General features: G+C 57.1%; 14 protein-coding genes and 6 tRNA genes. 5 read left to right on the forward strand and 15 right to left on the reverse strand.

Going from position 1 to position 15,922, the window contains the following annotated elements:
• The first annotated feature begins 19 nt into the window (after positions 1–19).
• Complete coding sequence (locus EQV96_RS12855) at positions 20–1,321, forward strand: NAD(P)/FAD-dependent oxidoreductase (protein WP_095001623.1); 1,302 nt, start codon at positions 20–22, stop codon at positions 1,319–1,321.
• Between the two features lie 147 nt (positions 1,322–1,468).
• On the opposite strand, the gene EQV96_RS12860 is transcribed toward EQV96_RS12855, so the two are convergent.
• The gene (locus tag EQV96_RS12860; protein WP_095001624.1) at positions 1,469–2,866 is read right to left on the reverse strand and encodes a glutamate decarboxylase; all 1,398 of its coding nucleotides are present in this window, start codon (positions 2,864–2,866) and stop codon (positions 1,469–1,471) included.
• Positions 2,867–3,037: 171 nt separating this feature from the next.
• Here EQV96_RS12860 and glsA point away from each other — a divergent pair, with 171 nt between their 5' ends.
• The gene (gene glsA / locus EQV96_RS12865) at positions 3,038–3,991 is read left to right on the forward strand and encodes a glutaminase A (RefSeq protein WP_095001625.1); all 954 of its coding nucleotides are present in this window, start codon (positions 3,038–3,040) and stop codon (positions 3,989–3,991) included.
• Positions 3,992–4,006: 15 nt separating this feature from the next.
• Positions 4,007–5,539 (forward strand): amino acid permease, encoded by a 1,533-nt coding sequence (locus tag EQV96_RS12870; RefSeq protein WP_095001626.1) that lies wholly within the window; start codon positions 4,007–4,009, stop codon positions 5,537–5,539.
• Between the two features lie 118 nt (positions 5,540–5,657).
• Here EQV96_RS12870 and EQV96_RS12875 read toward each other — a convergent pair.
• From EQV96_RS12875 to rluD, 9 genes are all read right to left on the reverse strand, one after another.
• Positions 5,658–5,733, reverse strand: a tRNA-Lys gene (locus EQV96_RS12875).
• Between the two features lie 16 nt (positions 5,734–5,749).
• Positions 5,750–5,825: transfer RNA gene (locus tag EQV96_RS12880), tRNA-Asn, on the reverse strand.
• 119 nt (positions 5,826–5,944) lie between these two features.
• Positions 5,945–6,021: transfer RNA gene (locus EQV96_RS12885), tRNA-Pro, on the reverse strand.
• 92 nt (positions 6,022–6,113) lie between these two features.
• Positions 6,114–6,189, reverse strand: a tRNA-Lys gene (locus EQV96_RS12890).
• A 5-nt stretch (positions 6,190–6,194) separates the two neighbouring features.
• Positions 6,195–6,271: transfer RNA gene (locus EQV96_RS12895), tRNA-Pro, on the reverse strand.
• A 9-nt stretch (positions 6,272–6,280) separates the two neighbouring features.
• Positions 6,281–6,356 (reverse strand) — tRNA-Asn (locus tag EQV96_RS12900).
• A 306-nt stretch (positions 6,357–6,662) separates the two neighbouring features.
• Positions 6,663–9,230, reverse strand: coding sequence for an ATP-dependent chaperone ClpB (gene clpB, locus EQV96_RS12905; protein ID WP_094999335.1), 2,568 nt, complete (start codon positions 9,228–9,230; stop codon positions 6,663–6,665).
• Between the two features lie 120 nt (positions 9,231–9,350).
• Positions 9,351–10,085 (reverse strand): peptidoglycan editing factor PgeF, encoded by a 735-nt coding sequence (pgeF, locus tag EQV96_RS12910; RefSeq protein WP_094999336.1) that lies wholly within the window; start codon positions 10,083–10,085, stop codon positions 9,351–9,353.
• Complete coding sequence (rluD, locus tag EQV96_RS12915) at positions 10,082–11,044, reverse strand: 23S rRNA pseudouridine(1911/1915/1917) synthase RluD (RefSeq protein WP_094999964.1); 963 nt, start codon at positions 11,042–11,044, stop codon at positions 10,082–10,084. The genes pgeF and rluD overlap by 4 nt, the downstream gene beginning before the upstream one ends.
• A 148-nt stretch (positions 11,045–11,192) precedes the next feature.
• On the opposite strand from rluD, the gene EQV96_RS12920 reads away from it, so the two are divergent.
• Together EQV96_RS12920 and EQV96_RS12925 are read left to right on the forward strand one after the other, a co-directional pair.
• The gene (locus EQV96_RS12920; RefSeq protein WP_094999337.1) at positions 11,193–12,206 is read left to right on the forward strand and encodes an outer membrane protein assembly factor BamD; all 1,014 of its coding nucleotides are present in this window, start codon (positions 11,193–11,195) and stop codon (positions 12,204–12,206) included.
• 118 nt (positions 12,207–12,324) lie between these two features.
• On the forward strand, positions 12,325–12,555 hold the full coding sequence (locus tag EQV96_RS12925; protein ID WP_094999338.1) for a PP0621 family protein: 231 nt from the start codon (positions 12,325–12,327) through the stop codon (positions 12,553–12,555).
• 154 nt (positions 12,556–12,709) lie between these two features.
• Here EQV96_RS12925 and thiO read toward each other — a convergent pair whose 3' ends face one another.
• From thiO to pilV, 5 genes are read right to left on the reverse strand one after another with little or no spacing between them, the layout of a single operon-like run.
• Positions 12,710–13,810 (reverse strand): glycine oxidase ThiO, encoded by a 1,101-nt coding sequence (gene thiO / locus EQV96_RS12930; protein ID WP_095018372.1) that lies wholly within the window; start codon positions 13,808–13,810, stop codon positions 12,710–12,712.
• Positions 13,811–13,843: 33 nt separating this feature from the next.
• The gene (locus EQV96_RS12935) at positions 13,844–14,245 is read right to left on the reverse strand and encodes a type IV pilin protein (protein ID WP_094999340.1); all 402 of its coding nucleotides are present in this window, start codon (positions 14,243–14,245) and stop codon (positions 13,844–13,846) included.
• Between the two features lie 10 nt (positions 14,246–14,255).
• Positions 14,256–14,798 carry a PilX N-terminal domain-containing pilus assembly protein gene (locus EQV96_RS12940; protein ID WP_240882097.1) on the reverse strand — a complete coding sequence of 181 codons (543 nt, stop codon included), beginning with the start codon at positions 14,796–14,798 and terminating at the stop codon, positions 14,256–14,258.
• 10 nt (positions 14,799–14,808) lie between these two features.
• On the reverse strand, positions 14,809–15,492 hold the full coding sequence (locus tag EQV96_RS12945; RefSeq protein ID WP_240882098.1) for a prepilin-type N-terminal cleavage/methylation domain-containing protein: 684 nt from the start codon (positions 15,490–15,492) through the stop codon (positions 14,809–14,811).
• A complete protein-coding gene (pilV, locus tag EQV96_RS12950) occupies positions 15,489–15,731 on the reverse strand; it encodes a type IV pilus modification protein PilV (RefSeq protein WP_094999343.1) in 243 nt (80 codons plus the stop codon). The genes EQV96_RS12945 and pilV overlap by 4 nt, the downstream gene beginning before the upstream one ends.
• Between the last annotated feature and the right edge of the window lie 191 nt (positions 15,732–15,922).

Here is a 15,922-nt window from a genome sequence, read left to right on the forward strand (position 1 = left end):
AGCCTTGTGAGTGATATCCATGACCCATCGTATTGTTATCGTCGGCGGCGGCGCCGGCGGCCTGGAGTTGGCGACCCGCCTGGGCAAGACTCTGGGTAAGCGCGGCAAGGCCAGCGTCACGCTGGTCGATGCCAACCTGACCCATATCTGGAAACCGCTGCTGCATGAAGTTGCTGCCGGCTCATTGAACTCATCGGAAGACGAGCTCAACTACGTCGCCCAGGCCAAATGGAATCACTTTCAGTTCCAGCTGGGCCGCATGAGCGGGCTGGATCGTGAACTGAAAAAGATCTCATTGTCGGCAACTCTCGACGAAAACGGCCAGGAACTGGTACCTGCCCGCGAGTTGGGTTACGACACCCTGGTGATTGCGGTGGGCAGTACCACCAATGACTTCGGTACCAAAGGCGCGGCCGAACACTGCCTGTTCCTCGATACCCGCAAGCAGGCCGAGAAATTTCATCAGCAACTGCTCAATCATTACCTGCGTGCCCACGCAGGGCAAAGCGATACGCTCGAACAGATCAGCGTGGCCATTGTCGGCGCAGGTGCAACCGGAGTCGAGCTGGCTGCCGAACTGCACAATGCCGCCCACGAACTGGCAGCCTATGGCCTGGACCGGATCAAGCCGGAAAACATGCATATCACCCTGATCGAAGCGGGCCCACGGGTATTGCCTGCCCTGCCGGACCGTATCGGCGGGCCTGTGCATAAAACCCTGGAAAAACTCGGGGTCACCGTGCTGACCAACTCCGCAGTCAGCGAAGTAACTGCTGACAGCTTGATAACCAAAGATGGTCAGGTGATTCCTGCAAGTTTGAAGGTTTGGGCTGCGGGCATTCGTGCACCTGGCTTCTTGAAGGAAATTGCCGGGCTGGAAACCAACCGCATCAACCAGTTGGTGGTACGCCCTACCCTGCAAACCACCCGTGACGAGAATATTTTTGCCTTTGGCGATTGCGCCGCCTGCCCGCAACCCGGCACCGACAAGCTGGTGCCGCCTCGCGCCCAGGCTGCTCACCAGCAGGCGTCGTTGCTGGCCAAGTCGCTGAAATTGCGCATTGAAGGTAAAACTCAGCTGCCGGACTACACCTACCGCGATTATGGCTCGCTGATTTCCCTGTCGAGCTTTTCGGCTGTGGGTAACTTGATGGGCAGCCTGATGGGTACCGTTATGCTGGAAGGCTGGTTGGCGCGGATGTTCTACATCTCGCTATATCGCATGCACCAGATGGCGCTGTACGGCACCTTCCGCACCTTGATGCTGATGCTGGGCAGCAGGATCGGACGCGGCACCGAGCCGCGCCTGAAACTGCACTAAGTGCGACTACTCTGTAGTCGCTGCCGAAGGCTGCGACAGTAAAAACTGCAACTGTGGGAGCGAGCCTGCTCGCGAAGGTCGTTCGCGAGCAGGCTCGCTCCCACAATAGGGCTTGATCTACAACAGAGTATCTACAGCGCCGCGTAATCAGCGCCCCGCGTGATTACCCGCCTCGGCTTCACGGCCTTTAAAGCCGTGGGGCTGATGCTCGTCAAAGAATTTCACCGCGCGCACAAAGTCCTCCAGCAACAACTTGGCCATGTCGATCGACATACCCTGCTTCACCAGAATCCGCTGCACCACTACGTTCTCGACATTTGCCGGCAAGCTATACGCAGGTACCAGCCAGCCACGGGTGCGCAACCGGTCTGCCAGGTCATACAGCGAATATGAAGTTTTCGCCCCTGGCTTCAGACGCCAGGTCAACGCCGGAATCCCCAGCTGCGGGTCACCGTTATAGAGCATCTCGAACGGTCCGACCTTGACCAGTTCAGCCGCAAGAAACTGGGCCGTCTGGTAGCAGGCTGAATGAATACGCTCATAGCCTTCACGCCCCAGACGCAAGAAGTTGTAGTACTGCGAGATGATCTGCCCGGCCGGACGTGAAAAGTTAAGGGCGAACGTAGGCATATCACCCCCCAGATAATTCACATGAAACACCAGCCCTTCAGGCAGTTCCTTTTCATCCCGCCAAACCACCCAGCCCGCGCCCAGCGGAGCCAGGCCGAACTTGTGCCCGGAGGTACTGATGGACTTGACCCGCGGCACGCGAAAATCCCAAAGAATATCCGGCGCACAAAACGGAGCCAGCATCGCGCCACTTGCACCGTCGACGTGCAGATCAATATTCAGACCCGTGCTTTTTTGCAAGTCATCCAGAGCATCGGATAACGGCTTTACGGTTTCATATAGCCCGGTGAACGTCTGGCCAAAGGTCGGCACTACGACGATGGTATTTTCATCGACCCGCTCCAGCATGTCCTCGGGGGTCATAAACCAATGCCCTTCCGACATCGGCACTTCACGAATTTCGACGTCCCAGTAACGGGCAAATTTGTGCCAGCACACCTGCACCGGACCGCACACCATATTCGGCGTAGTTGTCGGCTTGCCTGCCGCCTTGCGCACCGCACGCCAGCGCCACAATGCAGCCAGACCACCCAGCATGCAGGCTTCACTGGAGCCTACGGTGGAAGTACCGATGGTGGTAGCCGCTTCCGGCGAATGCCATAAGTCCGCCAGCATATGAATACAGCGGTTTTCCAGCTCCGCAGACTGCGGGTACTCATCCTTGTCGATCATGTTCTTGTCGATCGACAGGTCCATCAACTTGTGGACCTCGTCCTCTTCCCACGTCTGGCAAAAGGTCGCCAGGTTCTGCCTGGAGTTTCCATCCAGATACAACTCATCGTGGACCAGTTGGAAAACCTCACCCGGCGCTTGCTCAGCCTCGGGGAACAGCTTGATTGCAGCGGCATGAGCCAGCGCAGAAGAACCAAATACGGGGTCGACGTCCTTGTTGCGCTTGATACGGTGCAGTGCCATGTGAACTCTCCTTGAGTATTGGTCAATCTATGAGCCCGCCGTTGCAACTCTGGCTCAGCTTCGGCCCAGCCAGCATAGCCAAGCATTTGAGGTCTGCCGTCCGATTTCCGACCACCGTGCATTTTCCGATCTATAGTCTCGATTCTCGATAGTACTCACGGAGCGAGCACGATGAAGCAAAGACCCACGACCGTAGACAGCACGGTAAAACAGGCGCTGGACCAGTCCCTGCAACGGTTTGCCAGCAATCAGCACGGCAAGAACGCCAGCTACATCCCTTACCTGGCCTCAGTGCCATCCCATCTGTTCGGCATCAGCATCATGTTCTGCGACGGTACCCATGCAGAAGTCGGCGACACCGATTACGCCTTCGCCATCGAGTCGATTTCCAAGGTATTCACCCTCGCCCATGTACTCGATGAAGTGGGACCGCAAGCCTTGCGCAGCAAGATCGGTTGCGACCCCACAGGTGAGCCGTTCAACTCGGTGATTGCCCTGGAACTGCATAAGGGCCGACCGCTCAACCCCTTTGTAAACGCAGGCGCCATGGCCACTGTCAGCCTCCTCGAAGCCGATACGGCGCAAGCGCGCTGGGACCAGATCCAGGCGACTTACAACCTTTTCGCCGGGCGTGAACTGACGGTCAACGACGAGGTTTATCAATCGGAAGCCAAGACCAACCAGCACAACCGCGGCATTGCCTGGCTGTTGCAGAGTTACGGCTATATGTACGCCGACCCGATGGAAGTGTGCGCCGTCTACACCCGTCAATGTTCCGTGGCGATCACCTGCCATGACCTGGTGACCATGGGCGCTACCCTGGCCAATGGTGGCGTCAACCCGATCAGCGGAAAACGCGCGGTTCGGGCCAACAACGTGGCGCCAATCCTCTCCGAGATGACCCTGAATGGCCTGTATGACACCACCGGGGACTGGTACTACAAAGTCGGCCTGCCCGGAAAAAGCGGGGTCGGCGGCGGCATTCTGGCTGTGGTTCCGGGGGTGTGCGCCATCGCCGCCTTTGCCCCGCCACTGGACGGAGCCGGTAACAGCGTTCGCGGTCAACTGGCCGCCGAATACCTTAGCCGCACGCTCAATCTGAGCCTGTTGCACGAATTCGCGTAAGGGAGCGGGATACTTATGGCTACCACCAGCAAAGCTAAAACCTACATGTCCTGGCTGACCATCTGCTTTATGATGGTTGCCGCTGTTGCCAGTATTCGTTCGTTACCCAGCATGGCCGTCTATGGCCTGGGCTCGGTCTTTCTCTATGTCATCCCCGCACTGCTGTTTTTCATTCCGGTATCCCTGGTCGCCTCTGAACTGGGCACAGGCTGGAACGGCGGGATTTATGGCTGGGTAAGACAAGCCTACGGCGACCGCCCGGGCTTTTTCATCATGTGGTTCATGTGGGTACAAGTGGTGGTCTGGTACCCGATTGTGCTCGGGTTTGGCGCCAGCACCATGGCGTATCTTATCAACCCTGAACTGGCCAAAAGCGGTGTATTTACTGCCGCCGTCATCATCGTTTTATACTGGCTATCGACATTTGTGGCACTTAACGGGCTGACAGCACTGTCGAAGCTGACGTCATGGTTCATGCTGCTGGGCACCGCATTACCCGCCGCGCTGCTGGTTTTGCTCGGCGTCGCCTGGCTGGTGCTGGGGCATAAATCTGCCACCCCGTTGACTTGGGATGCCTTGATCCCGGCCATTTTCGATACCCACTCCACAGTCAAATCCGGCTCGCGCAACCTGCACCCGGACTTCTGGCAGGAATTTACCGGCGCCATTACCGGCCTGGTACTGATTGTGAGTAACTTCCTGGCGTTTGCCGGTATCGAAATGAACGCCATTCACGCCCGTGAATTGCGTAACCCGCAAAAGGAAATGCCCCGGGCGATTCTCTTGGCCTTCTTTATGATCCTGCTGGTGTTTATCCCGCCCACGGTGGCGATTTCGCTGGTGGTACCCGCTGACTCAACCAGCCTTACCGCCGGGGTTATCCAGGCTTACGCTGCGTTCTTCCAGGGCTTCGACATGCCATGGGCAACCCCGATCATGGCCATTTTGCTGATTATCGGTGCGTTGGGCGGGGTACTGGCCTGGACTGCCGGGCCGTCTACCGGCTTGCTGTTCGTCGGTAAGGCCGGAATGCTTCCACCTGTGATGCAGGAAGTGAACAAAAAAGGCGTGCAAAAAAACATTCTGTATTTACAGGCCGTTATCGTCACGCTGCTGTCGACGATTTACATCTTTCTCGACAATGTATCCGATGCCTTCTGGATGATCAGTGCGATGGCGGCGCTGATGTACCTGATCATTTACGTATTCATGTTTATGGCGGCCATGAAGCTGCGTAAAACACAGCCCAATGTAAAACGCGGCTATGTGCTCAAGGGGCTGCATGGCTGGTGCTACCTGGGGTTGTTTTCAACCTGCGTGGCGTTGATTTTCGGCTTTATTCCGCCCAACAGTTTCAGCAGCATGCCGTTTTTCGAATATGCGGGGATTTTGTTGCTGGGATTGATCGTCGCAGGCGTGCCGCCGTTTATCTTCTATGCATTGCGCAAGCCGTCATGGCAGATGGTTCCCAAGGCAGAAGCAGATCAGTATTCGGCCGCGCTGCAGGATCTTCAGGACGCGGACAACAAGGCTGCAAACCCAAGCTGAAGCAAAAACCTCGTAGCAGCTGCCGAAGAACGAAGGCTGCGACTACAGGGTTACGTTTCCTACAGGCATAAAAAAAGCGTCCAATGGACGCTTTTTTTATGGCTACTGGAGCCGAACATGGTGGGTCGTGTGGGATTCGAACCTACGACCAATTGGTTAAAAGCCAACTGCTCTACCAACTGAGCTAACGACCCAAAAATTCTTTGAAACTGGCTCCACGACCTGGACTCGAACCAGGGACCCAATGATTAACAGTCATTTGCTCTACCAACTGAGCTATCGCGGAACTGCATATTTCAACTTTTACAACAATAAAAAAGCGTCCGTAAGGACGCTCTTTTATGGCCTCTGATGCAACTGGCATCAGCGCCTTATTTTCTATACCCATTACTGCCGGGCAGAAAATGGTCGGGGTAAGGGGATTCGAACTCCTGACATCCTGCTCCCAAAGCAGGCGCGCTACCGGACTGCGCTATACCCCGGTAAAAAAAAGCACCTTCAAGAGGCGCCTTCTTCGATCAGTGCTTTTGGCCTCTGATCTTAAGATCTAACCCCAGCGAACTGGAGCCAAAAATGGTGGGTCGTGTGGGATTCGAACCTACGACCAATTGGTTAAAAGCCAACTGCTCTACCAACTGAGCTAACGACCCAAAAATGGTCGGGGTAAGGGGATTCGAACTCCTGACATCCTGCTCCCAAAGCAGGCGCGCTACCGGACTGCGCTATACCCCGGCTTGAAAATGGCTCCACGACCTGGACTCGAACCAGGGACCCAATGATTAACAGTCATTTGCTCTACCAACTGAGCTATCGCGGAACTACATATTTCAATTTGTAACGTTGCTGCCTTACTGCTTAGCAACACTCTTCGAGTTCTTCGCATCGCTGCGTTGGCGTCTCTGAGGTCGGCTATTCTACAAGCTTTAAAAGCCTTGTCAACCCTTATTTTTCGTTAGAAGACAATTACTTAGCTCTTCCAGCGGGCTTCTCGGTTTGGGCCAAGTCGCTATTACGGGTTGCTTGCTGCGGGGCGCATATTACAAGCGTTTTCCTTACAGATCAACACCCTAGAAAAAAAAGGCCTCGCAAAGCGAGGCCTCTCTTAAAACACCGCTTTCAAACCTTATGCGAAGACGATTTCGTCGTCCTTCACGCTGGCTGTCACGGTGGTGCCAGGCAAGAACTGACCGGACAAGATCAGTTGTGCCAGCGGGTTCTCGATCCAGCGCTGGATCGCACGTTTCAGAGGGCGTGCGCCATAAACCGGGTCGTAACCAACCGCAATCAGCTTGTCCAGAGCATCCTGGTTCAGCTCAAGGCTCAAGTCACGCTCAGCCAGACGACTGCGCAGACGACCCAACTGGATTTCGGCGATGCCAGCAATCTGATCACGGGCCAGAGGCTCGAAGATCACCACTTCGTCGATCCGGTTCACGAACTCCGGACGGAAGTGGGTGCTGACCGCATCCATCACCGCTGCGCGTTGCGCTTCGCGATCGCCTACCAGTTCCTGGATCTGTGCAGAGCCCAGGTTGGAGGTCATCACGATCACCGTGTTGCGGAAGTCCACGGTACGGCCGTGGCTGTCAGTCAGGCGACCGTCTTCCAGCACTTGCAGCAACACGTTGAACACGTCCGGGTGAGCCTTCTCGACTTCATCCAGCAGGATCACCGAGTAAGGCTTGCGCCGTACCGCTTCGGTCAGATAACCGCCTTCTTCGTAGCCCACATAGCCTGGTGGTGCACCGATCAGTCGAGCCACGGAATGTTTCTCCATGAACTCGGACATATCGATCCGCACCATCGCCTCTTCAGTATCAAAGAGGAACTCGGCCAGCGCCTTGCACAACTCGGTTTTACCCACACCGGTCGGGCCGAGGAACATGAACGAGCCGCTAGGACGGTTCGGGTCACTCAGGCCGGCACGGGAACGCCGCACGGCGTTGGACACAGCCACTACGGCCTCGTCCTGGCCAATCACGCGCTCATGCAACAGGCTTTCCATTTTCATCAGCTTGTCGCGTTCGCCTTCGAGCATCTTGGAGACCGGGATACCCGTCCACTTCGATACCACTTCCGCGATTTCCTCTTCAGTCACTTTGCTGCGCAACAACTGGTTTTCAGTTTTGCCGCTGTGCTCGTCGACCATCTGCAGGCTGCGTTCCAGATCAGGGATGATCCCGTACTGCAACTCGGCCATGCGGTTGAGGTTGCCGCTGCGGCGGGCCACTTCAAGCTCCTGGCGCGCCTGCTCGATTTTCTGCTGGATCTGGGCAGAACCCTGCACTTCGGCTTTTTCCGAGGTCCAGATCTCTTCGAGGTCCGAATATTCGCGCTCGTGACGCTCGATTTCTTCCTGCAATTTCTCGAGGCGTTTTTTCGCGGCCTCGTCTTCTTCTTTCTTCAACGCCTGGGCTTCAACCTTCAGTTGAATCAAACGACGTTCAAGACGGTCCAGTACCTCAGGCTTGGAGTCGATCTCCATGCGGATACGGCTGGCAGCCTCGTCCATCAGGTCAATCGCCTTGTCCGGCAACTGCCGGTCGGTGATGTAACGATGGCTGAGTTTGACCGCAGCAATGATCGCACCGTCGGTAATCGCTACCTTGTGGTGAACCTCATAACGCTCTTTAAGGCCACGCAGGATCGCAATGGTGTCTTCTTCGCTCGGCTCGTCCACCAGTACTTTCTGGAAGCGACGCTCAAGTGCTGCGTCCTTCTCGATGTATTGGCGGTACTCGTTGAGCGTGGTCGCACCCACGCAGTGCAACTCACCGCGAGCCAATGCAGGCTTGAGCATATTGCCCGCATCCATGGCACCCTCGCCTTTACCGGCGCCAACCATGACATGCAATTCGTCGATAAACAGGATGACTTGCCCTTCCTGCTTCGACAGCTCGTTAAGCACTGCTTTCAGGCGCTCCTCGAACTCACCGCGGAACTTGGCACCGGCAATCAGCGCACCGATGTCCAGGGACAGCAGACGTTTGCCCTTGAGGCCGTCAGGCACTTCGCCATTGATGATCCGTTGTGCCAGACCTTCGGCAATCGCGGTTTTACCCACGCCAGGCTCACCGATCAGTACCGGGTTGTTCTTGGTACGGCGCTGCAGGACCTGAATGGTGCGACGAATTTCATCGTCACGACCGATCACCGGGTCGAGCTTGCCCTCTTCGGCGCGCTTGGTCAGGTCAATGGTGTACTTGTCCAGCGCCTGGCGTGACTCTTCAACGTTCGGGTCATTGACCGCTTCGCCGCCACGCAGGTTGTTGATGGCATTTTCCAGGGCTTTCTTGCTCACGCCCTGACCCAGCAACAACTTGCCCAGCTTGCTGTTGTCGTCCATCGCCGCCAGCAATACAACTTCGCTGGTGATGTACTGGTCGCCTTTTTGCTGCGCCAGACGATCCGCCTGGTTCAACAGACGTGCCAAATCCTGCGACATGTTTACGTCGCCAGTCGGATTCTGAATTTTTGGCAGCTGATCGAGCTCTTTGGTCAGCTCTTTACGCAGGCTGTTTACATCGAAACCGACTTGCATCAGCAACGGCTTGATCGAACCGCCCTGCTGTTCCAGCAATGCCTGCATCAAGTGCGCAGGCTCGATGGCCGGATGATCGAGGCCAACGGCCAATGACTGAGCATCGGACAACGCCAATTGCAACTTGCTGGTTAATCTATCTATACGCATTCGTCACCTTCCTTATGAGCAGGCCGGAGGGATGGAAACTCCTGAATGAAGAAACCTGCCAGATACCATAGTAGATGCGGGCGATTACGAGAGTTTCAAGCGTTTGGAAAATGACGCAGATCAGCTGGACGGTCTTTCGATCCAAACCAGTGATGCGAAGCGGCCAGTATTGGGACTGCGCCGATAGGAGAAGAAACGCGGGTCGGTCACGGTGCAAAAACCCCCGCCGTACACAGCCGTGATACCGAAGCGGGCCAGACGCAAACGCGCCAGCTCATAGATATCGGCCATAAAACGCCCGGCATTGATGCTGGGCACAAAGGCGGCTTCGGCCTGGGGCATGTCTTTTACAAAGACCTCCCGCACCTCGGCCCCGACCTCAAATGCCTTGGGGCCAATGGCCGGCCCCAGCCACACAAGCAGCTCCTGTGGCGCAACATTGAGGCTTAGTGCGGCGGCTTCAAGCACCCCGGCCGCCAGCCCGCGCCAACCGGCATGGGCTGCCGCAACACGAGTGCCAGCACGATCGCAGAACAATGCAGGCAAACAATCCGCCGTCATTGCCGTACAGGCAATACCGGGGGTGGCCGTCCAGCTGGCATCGGCCTCAACAATCAGTTCGGGATTGGCAGGTGCGACCACAACCCCGTGAACCTGGCTAAGCCAGGCGGGCTGTACGTCAAAAATATGGGTAAGGCGATGGCGGTTATGCGCAACGGCAACAGGGTCGTCGCCTACATGGTCGCCCAGGTTGAAGCTGTCGAACGGCGCCACACTGACGCCGCCCGCACGGGTGGTCACACAGGCCCGGATGCCTGCCGGCGCTGGCCAGTCAGGAATCAGGAAGGTGTTCACCCGATAAATGCCTCACGGTCTTGCTTGAGCAACGTCAACAGCCAGACAAAGTCGTCAGGCAGTGCTGATTCCCAGCTCATGCGCTTACCGGTCGTCGGATGATCCAGCTCGAGGAAACGGGCATGGAGCGCCTGACGCGGGAAGTTTTTCAGGGACTCGACCATCGTCACGCTGGCAGACGGCGGAATACGGAAGCGACCGCCGTAGGCAGGGTCTCCGACCAACGGGAAGTTGATATGAGACATATGCACACGAATCTGGTGCGTACGACCGGTTTCCAGCTTTACCCGCACATGGGTGTGGGAACGGAAACGCTCAAGCACACGGTAATGACTGACCGCCTGCTTGCCGCCTTCCATTACCGCCATGCGCTGGCGCTGCTGGCCGTGACGGCCGATAGGCGCGTCGATCTTGCCCCCGGCGGTCACGACACCGATAACGATGCACTCATAGATACGACTGACACTGCGGCTCTGCAACTGTGTAACCAGTTGTGTCTGCGCCTGAATGGTCTTGGCGACCACCATCAGACCGGTGGTGTCCTTGTCCAGGCGATGCACGATCCCCGCACGCGGCACATTGATAATGTCCGGTACGTGATGCAGCAAGGCATTGAGCAAAGTACCACTGGCATGCCCTGCAGCCGGGTGCACCACCAGGCCCGCAGGCTTGTTGATGACCAGGATGTCATCGTCTTCGTAGACGATATCCAGGGGGATGTCTTCAGCGATCCACTCACCCTGGGCTTCCTGCTCTGCAGTCAGCTCCAGGATGGCACCGCCGTGTACGATGTCACGGGGGCGTATGACGGCTCCGTCCACAGTAAGGCGGCCGTCTTTGATCCAGGCGGAAAGGCGCGAGCGCGAGTGCTCAGCGAATAATTGTGCGGCGACTTGATCGAGGCGTTGGCCACCCAGTTCGGACGGCACCTCTTCGCGAAGTTGAATTTTCTCGGACATGCTCATCAGGACCGCGCCAAGCCTTTGGTTTCGGCTGCGCGCTTGTGGTTAAATACGGCGTCTTTTGCCCCGAGGCTTTTCACGGGGCACTCATCATAACAGGACGGACCCGCCCAAGACAGCGGCCGTCATAGGGACGCAAGCCGCCATGCAAGTGAGACACCTGCTGCTGATCGCCATCCTCGCACTGACCGCCGCTTGCTCGTCGACTAAAGAAGTCGTTGACGAAAACCTCAGCGAAGTGGAGCTGTACCAGCAGGCACAGGCCGACCTGGACAACCACAGCTATACCAGTGCTACCGCCAAACTCAAGGCCCTTGAGTCACGCTACCCGTTCGGTCGCTACGCCGACCAGGCCCAGCTTGAACTTATTTACGCCTACTACAAGAACTCCGAGCCCGAAGCGGCCAAGTCGGCTGCCGAACGGTTTATCCGCCTGCATCCACAGCATCCGAACGTTGACTACGCCTACTACCTCAAGGGCCTGACCTCCTTTGACCAGGACGTTGGCCTGCTGGCGCGCTTCCTGCCGCTGGACATGAGCAAGCGTGACCCGGGCGCTGCACGCGACTCCTACAACGAGTTCGCCCAGCTCACCAGCCGCTTCCCCAACAGCCGCTACGCACCCGACGCCAAGCAGCGCATGATCTACCTGCGCAACCTGTTGGCAGCGTATGAAATCCACGTAGCCGATTACTACCTGACTCGTCAGGCTTATGTAGCCGCTGCCAACCGTGGCCGCTATGTGGTCGAAAACTTCCAGGAAACTCCTTCGGTCGGCGACGGCCTGGCGGTAATGGTTGAGTCCTACCAGCGCATGCATCTCGACCAGCTGGCCAACACCAGCCTTGAAGTGCTCAAGACCAACTACCCGGACCACCCGAGCCTGGTAGACGGCCAGTTTGTGCCGCAGGTTTCCGAGTCGGACAACCGTTCATGGCTGAGCAAGGCCACATTAGGCCTGATCGAATCCAGCACACCGCTGCCACCGGGTGAAACCCGTGCAAACATGGATATCCAGAAGCAGTACCAGGACGCCAAGGATGCAATCCCGGCAGAACTGAAGCCAAAGGATGCCGATGGCGACATCATCGAAGAACCGCAAGCTGAAGGTAAAAGCCGCTCCTGGTTCAGCTACATGACCCTGGGCCTGTTCGACTGATCGTTCAGCACATAAAAAAAGAGCTCTTCGGAGCTCTTTTTTTATGTTTGATTTACCGCTGTGCGCCTGCCAGGTCCTTGGCTAAACTGGTGAATCTTTTCTCGAATAGCGAATTACCATGCTTCGTTTACTGATCTGGGCAGCGCTGATTGCTGCAGGCGTTTGGCTGTGGCGCAAATACAAGACCGGTATGGCCGCGACCAAAAAACCGGTCGACCCGAGCGCTCAACCAATGGTGCGCTGCGCCCACTGTGGCGTACACCTGCCCCGTGACCGCGCCCTGAGCCAGCAACAAGAGTGGTATTGCACCCAGCAGCATCTGGAGCAAGGGCCAAAACCAAGGGGTTAAGCCACCTGTGGTCGCTGCCGCAGGCTACGACAGGAAAACGGCAACTGTGGGAGCGAGCCTGCTCGCGAAGGTCGTTCGCGAGCAGGCTCGCTCCCACAATAGGGCTTGATCTACAACAGAGTATCGACAGAAATCCCTCTGTGTTTGTAGCCGCTTAAATCCGCCCCTCTGGCGCATAAGGCGTCGGGTCGATAATCGGCTCACGCCCCAGCAGCAAGTCCGCGAATAATTGGCAGGACGCCGGTGCCAATACCAGACCGTTGCGATAGTGCCCGCAGTTGAGCCACAGACCATCAAAACCTGACACCCGCCCAATATACGGAATGCCCTCGGGCGAACCTGGCCGCAGCCCAGCCCAGTGCCCCACCACTTCAGCATCGGCCAGGGCCGGGATCAATTCGACTGCCGAGGCCTTGAGGCTCTCAAGGGCCGTAAGGGTCGGGGTTTTATCAAAGCCTTCATGCTCCAGCGTGCTACCGATCAGGATATGACCGTCGCGGCGGGGAATGGCATAACGCCCTTTTGCCAGCACCATGCACGACAAAAAGTCAGATGCGCATTTGTACAGGATCATCTGCCCCTTGACCGGCTCCACAGGCAACTCCAGCCCCAGCCCGCTCAACAACTCACCGCTCCAGGCCCCGGCCGACAACACCACCTCGTCGCCGCGAATCTCACCCCGGGCCGTATTGACCCCGCAAACTCTTTCGCCTTCGCGAACAAAGCCGAGCACCTCGCACTGCTCATGCACAGTGACATTCGGCATCGCCTGCAGTGCAGCCTTCAGCGATTTCACCAACCGCGGATTCCGCACATTGGCCACATTAGCCATATAAATTGCGTGTGCATAACCACCGCCCAGCACGGGCACGGCATCATGGACTGCCGACATATCGACCGCCCCCAGAGGTCGCCCTTCGCGCCCGGCCCACTCCAGCGCCTGAGCCTCATCGTCCAGGTCCAGCCAGTACAGCCCGGTGGTGTGTACTTCAGGATCAATACCCGTCGAAGCAAACAGACGCTCGGCCAATTGCGGATAAAAGTCCTGAGACCAGTGCGCCAGGGCCGTTACAGCACAGTTATAGCGCCACGGATAAAGCGGCGAAACAATACCGCCGCCGGCCCAGGAGGACTCCTGGCCCGCCCCGCCACGCTCCAGCACAATCACCTGCTCTACATCAGCCGCCAGATTAAACGCAGTCAGCAGGCCTATGACACCGCCCCCGACAATCACCACCCGTTGCTGCCTAGCCATCTGTTAATCCAGCCCGTCATTCAAAATCAATCGTTAGCGCCCCCAACACTGCTGCAGTGTCAGGCCAGGGGCGGCCTGGGTTATCGTTGCCATACCGGTGTGAGCCAGCGTAAAGCTCCCGCACGAATCCCCCGCCATTGCCGAACCTTGTTTGGGCGTCGCCTTCAGCCAGTAGCCGTGGTCGACGAGATCGGCACTGATGTCGTAGTGCTGATTGCCTGAACTAAGGTCTTTCATACCGCTATATACCGCGTTCTTTGTGTAAAAGCGCTCAAGACTTTGGGCTTGCTCCGTCAACAGGACAACAACTTGAGAGCGGTAAGCCCGCTTTACATAATCGCCGTACAACGGATAAACGAATGCGCCAAGGATACCGGTGATAACCACGACGATCATCAGTTCGATCAGGGTAAAACCTGCTACATACCTGTACATTTCGTGCGTCCTATTGCAGCTGTCGCCACATGACCCGGTGAAAACCCCTGGCAACACGCTCTTGCGAAGCGTTATCCGGCCCTTGATAACGCGCATAAATACTCTCCAGTACGGTGCGCGACTGCCCGTGCCAGCCAATACCGGTAACTCGATACAAACGGGTAGTGGTGGTCACTGGCAAATGGGCTGGCGTAATGCTTGGCCCAAGGTTCTGAACACCATACAGCCCGTTCGCAACGCTTATCCAACGTACCCCGGAGGCCGGATCGATGCCTGGCACAGCCTGAGTACGCGCCTCTGGGGGCGGGTTACAGCTTGCTGGCGAAGTGCAAGGCAATACCCTGCCCCCTTGGATCTGAAGCCAGGCCTCCCCACTGCCAAGCGCCGCTTCTGCGGCCTGAAATGAGTGGTTGGCATGTTGAACGCCTGCAGACATTTTTTCCTGAAGGGTCGCACTGACCATTGCAGCCATCCCGATCAGGCTCAGCAACAGCATGAAAACCAGGCTGACCAGCAGTGCCATGCCGCGCTGACAAATCAATGGCAAAGGCATGATGCGCGCCCTAAGCCAGCCGGTTACGCAAAGCGACTTCCAACTGATAGATCTGGTCCTTGACCCGCCCGGCGCGGTCTCGCAATGTCAGGCCGATACGGATGCTGCGCAGGCTGGAACCTTTGACCAGACGACTCTCATAACGCAGCACGGAGTGCGAACCTGCCGTACCGGCCACGCCAAAACTCACGTCAAAGGCAGCCACATTATCGAGCAGCACCGCTTTATTGGGCCCGATCTTTAACTGCCCGTGCTCATGACGGTAAAACAATTCACGCACGGGAAATGCCGTTTCACCGGGAGCCAAAAACGACCTTGCCCCGGGATGTGCCCGGGCGAAACTTGTGCAGTCCGAGACCACAGTCCAGTCAGGCTTGGCAACCTGAAGCGCCACGTCCGAACTGATCATGCGCAACACCCCCCTCTGCCAGGAGACCGGTGTCTTAAAAACAGAGGGCGCATCAACAATACGATCGACTGACAGGCAGCCAAACATGCCCGCCATGCGAATCTCCCGAGCCAGTTTACTCAGCACATAACGCGCATCCTCCTGCAGCCTTGCCGACGACCGCTGGCTTAAGTAAGCCTCGCGGCTGCTTGAGAAAATCTGCGTCATGCCCAGCACTACCAGCATTCCCAGCGCCAGAGCCACCATCAGCTCGATCAGGCCAAAACCTGAACGGGGATTGCTCATGATGACCCGGCCCCGGCATGACCGCTCGACAAGGGGTGGACGACCTCCGCGCGCATCTGATCCAGCCTGCTGTAGGCAATAAAACTGTCCTGGGTGCTTATCAGCGCGCTTGCCGTATGTTTCAAGGCATTGAGTTGCATAGCAGCAGAGCCCATCAGGCTGATAAACAGAATCAACAGCGCGATAAGCACTTCGATCAAGCTCATCCCGTCTTGTCGACTTTTAACTAATCGAGGCATCCGAATCGTCCATATCAGAGGGTTCGACGGCACGCCCTGTGCCGCCCAGACAAAAGCCTAGCCTCCCCCGCTGCTCTGCACGGCAGGACGAAGCCAAGCAAACCAGCCGGATTTTTCGCCTGACTTCGTAAGCTGTTAACGGTCAGAAAACATGATGAAACCATTGCCGTGAACCTGTAGTGCCAGAGTTC

Source organism: Pseudomonas sp. TMW22080 (assembly GCF_022496745.1).
GTDB lineage: Bacteria > Pseudomonadota > Gammaproteobacteria > Pseudomonadales > Pseudomonadaceae > Aquipseudomonas > Aquipseudomonas bubulae.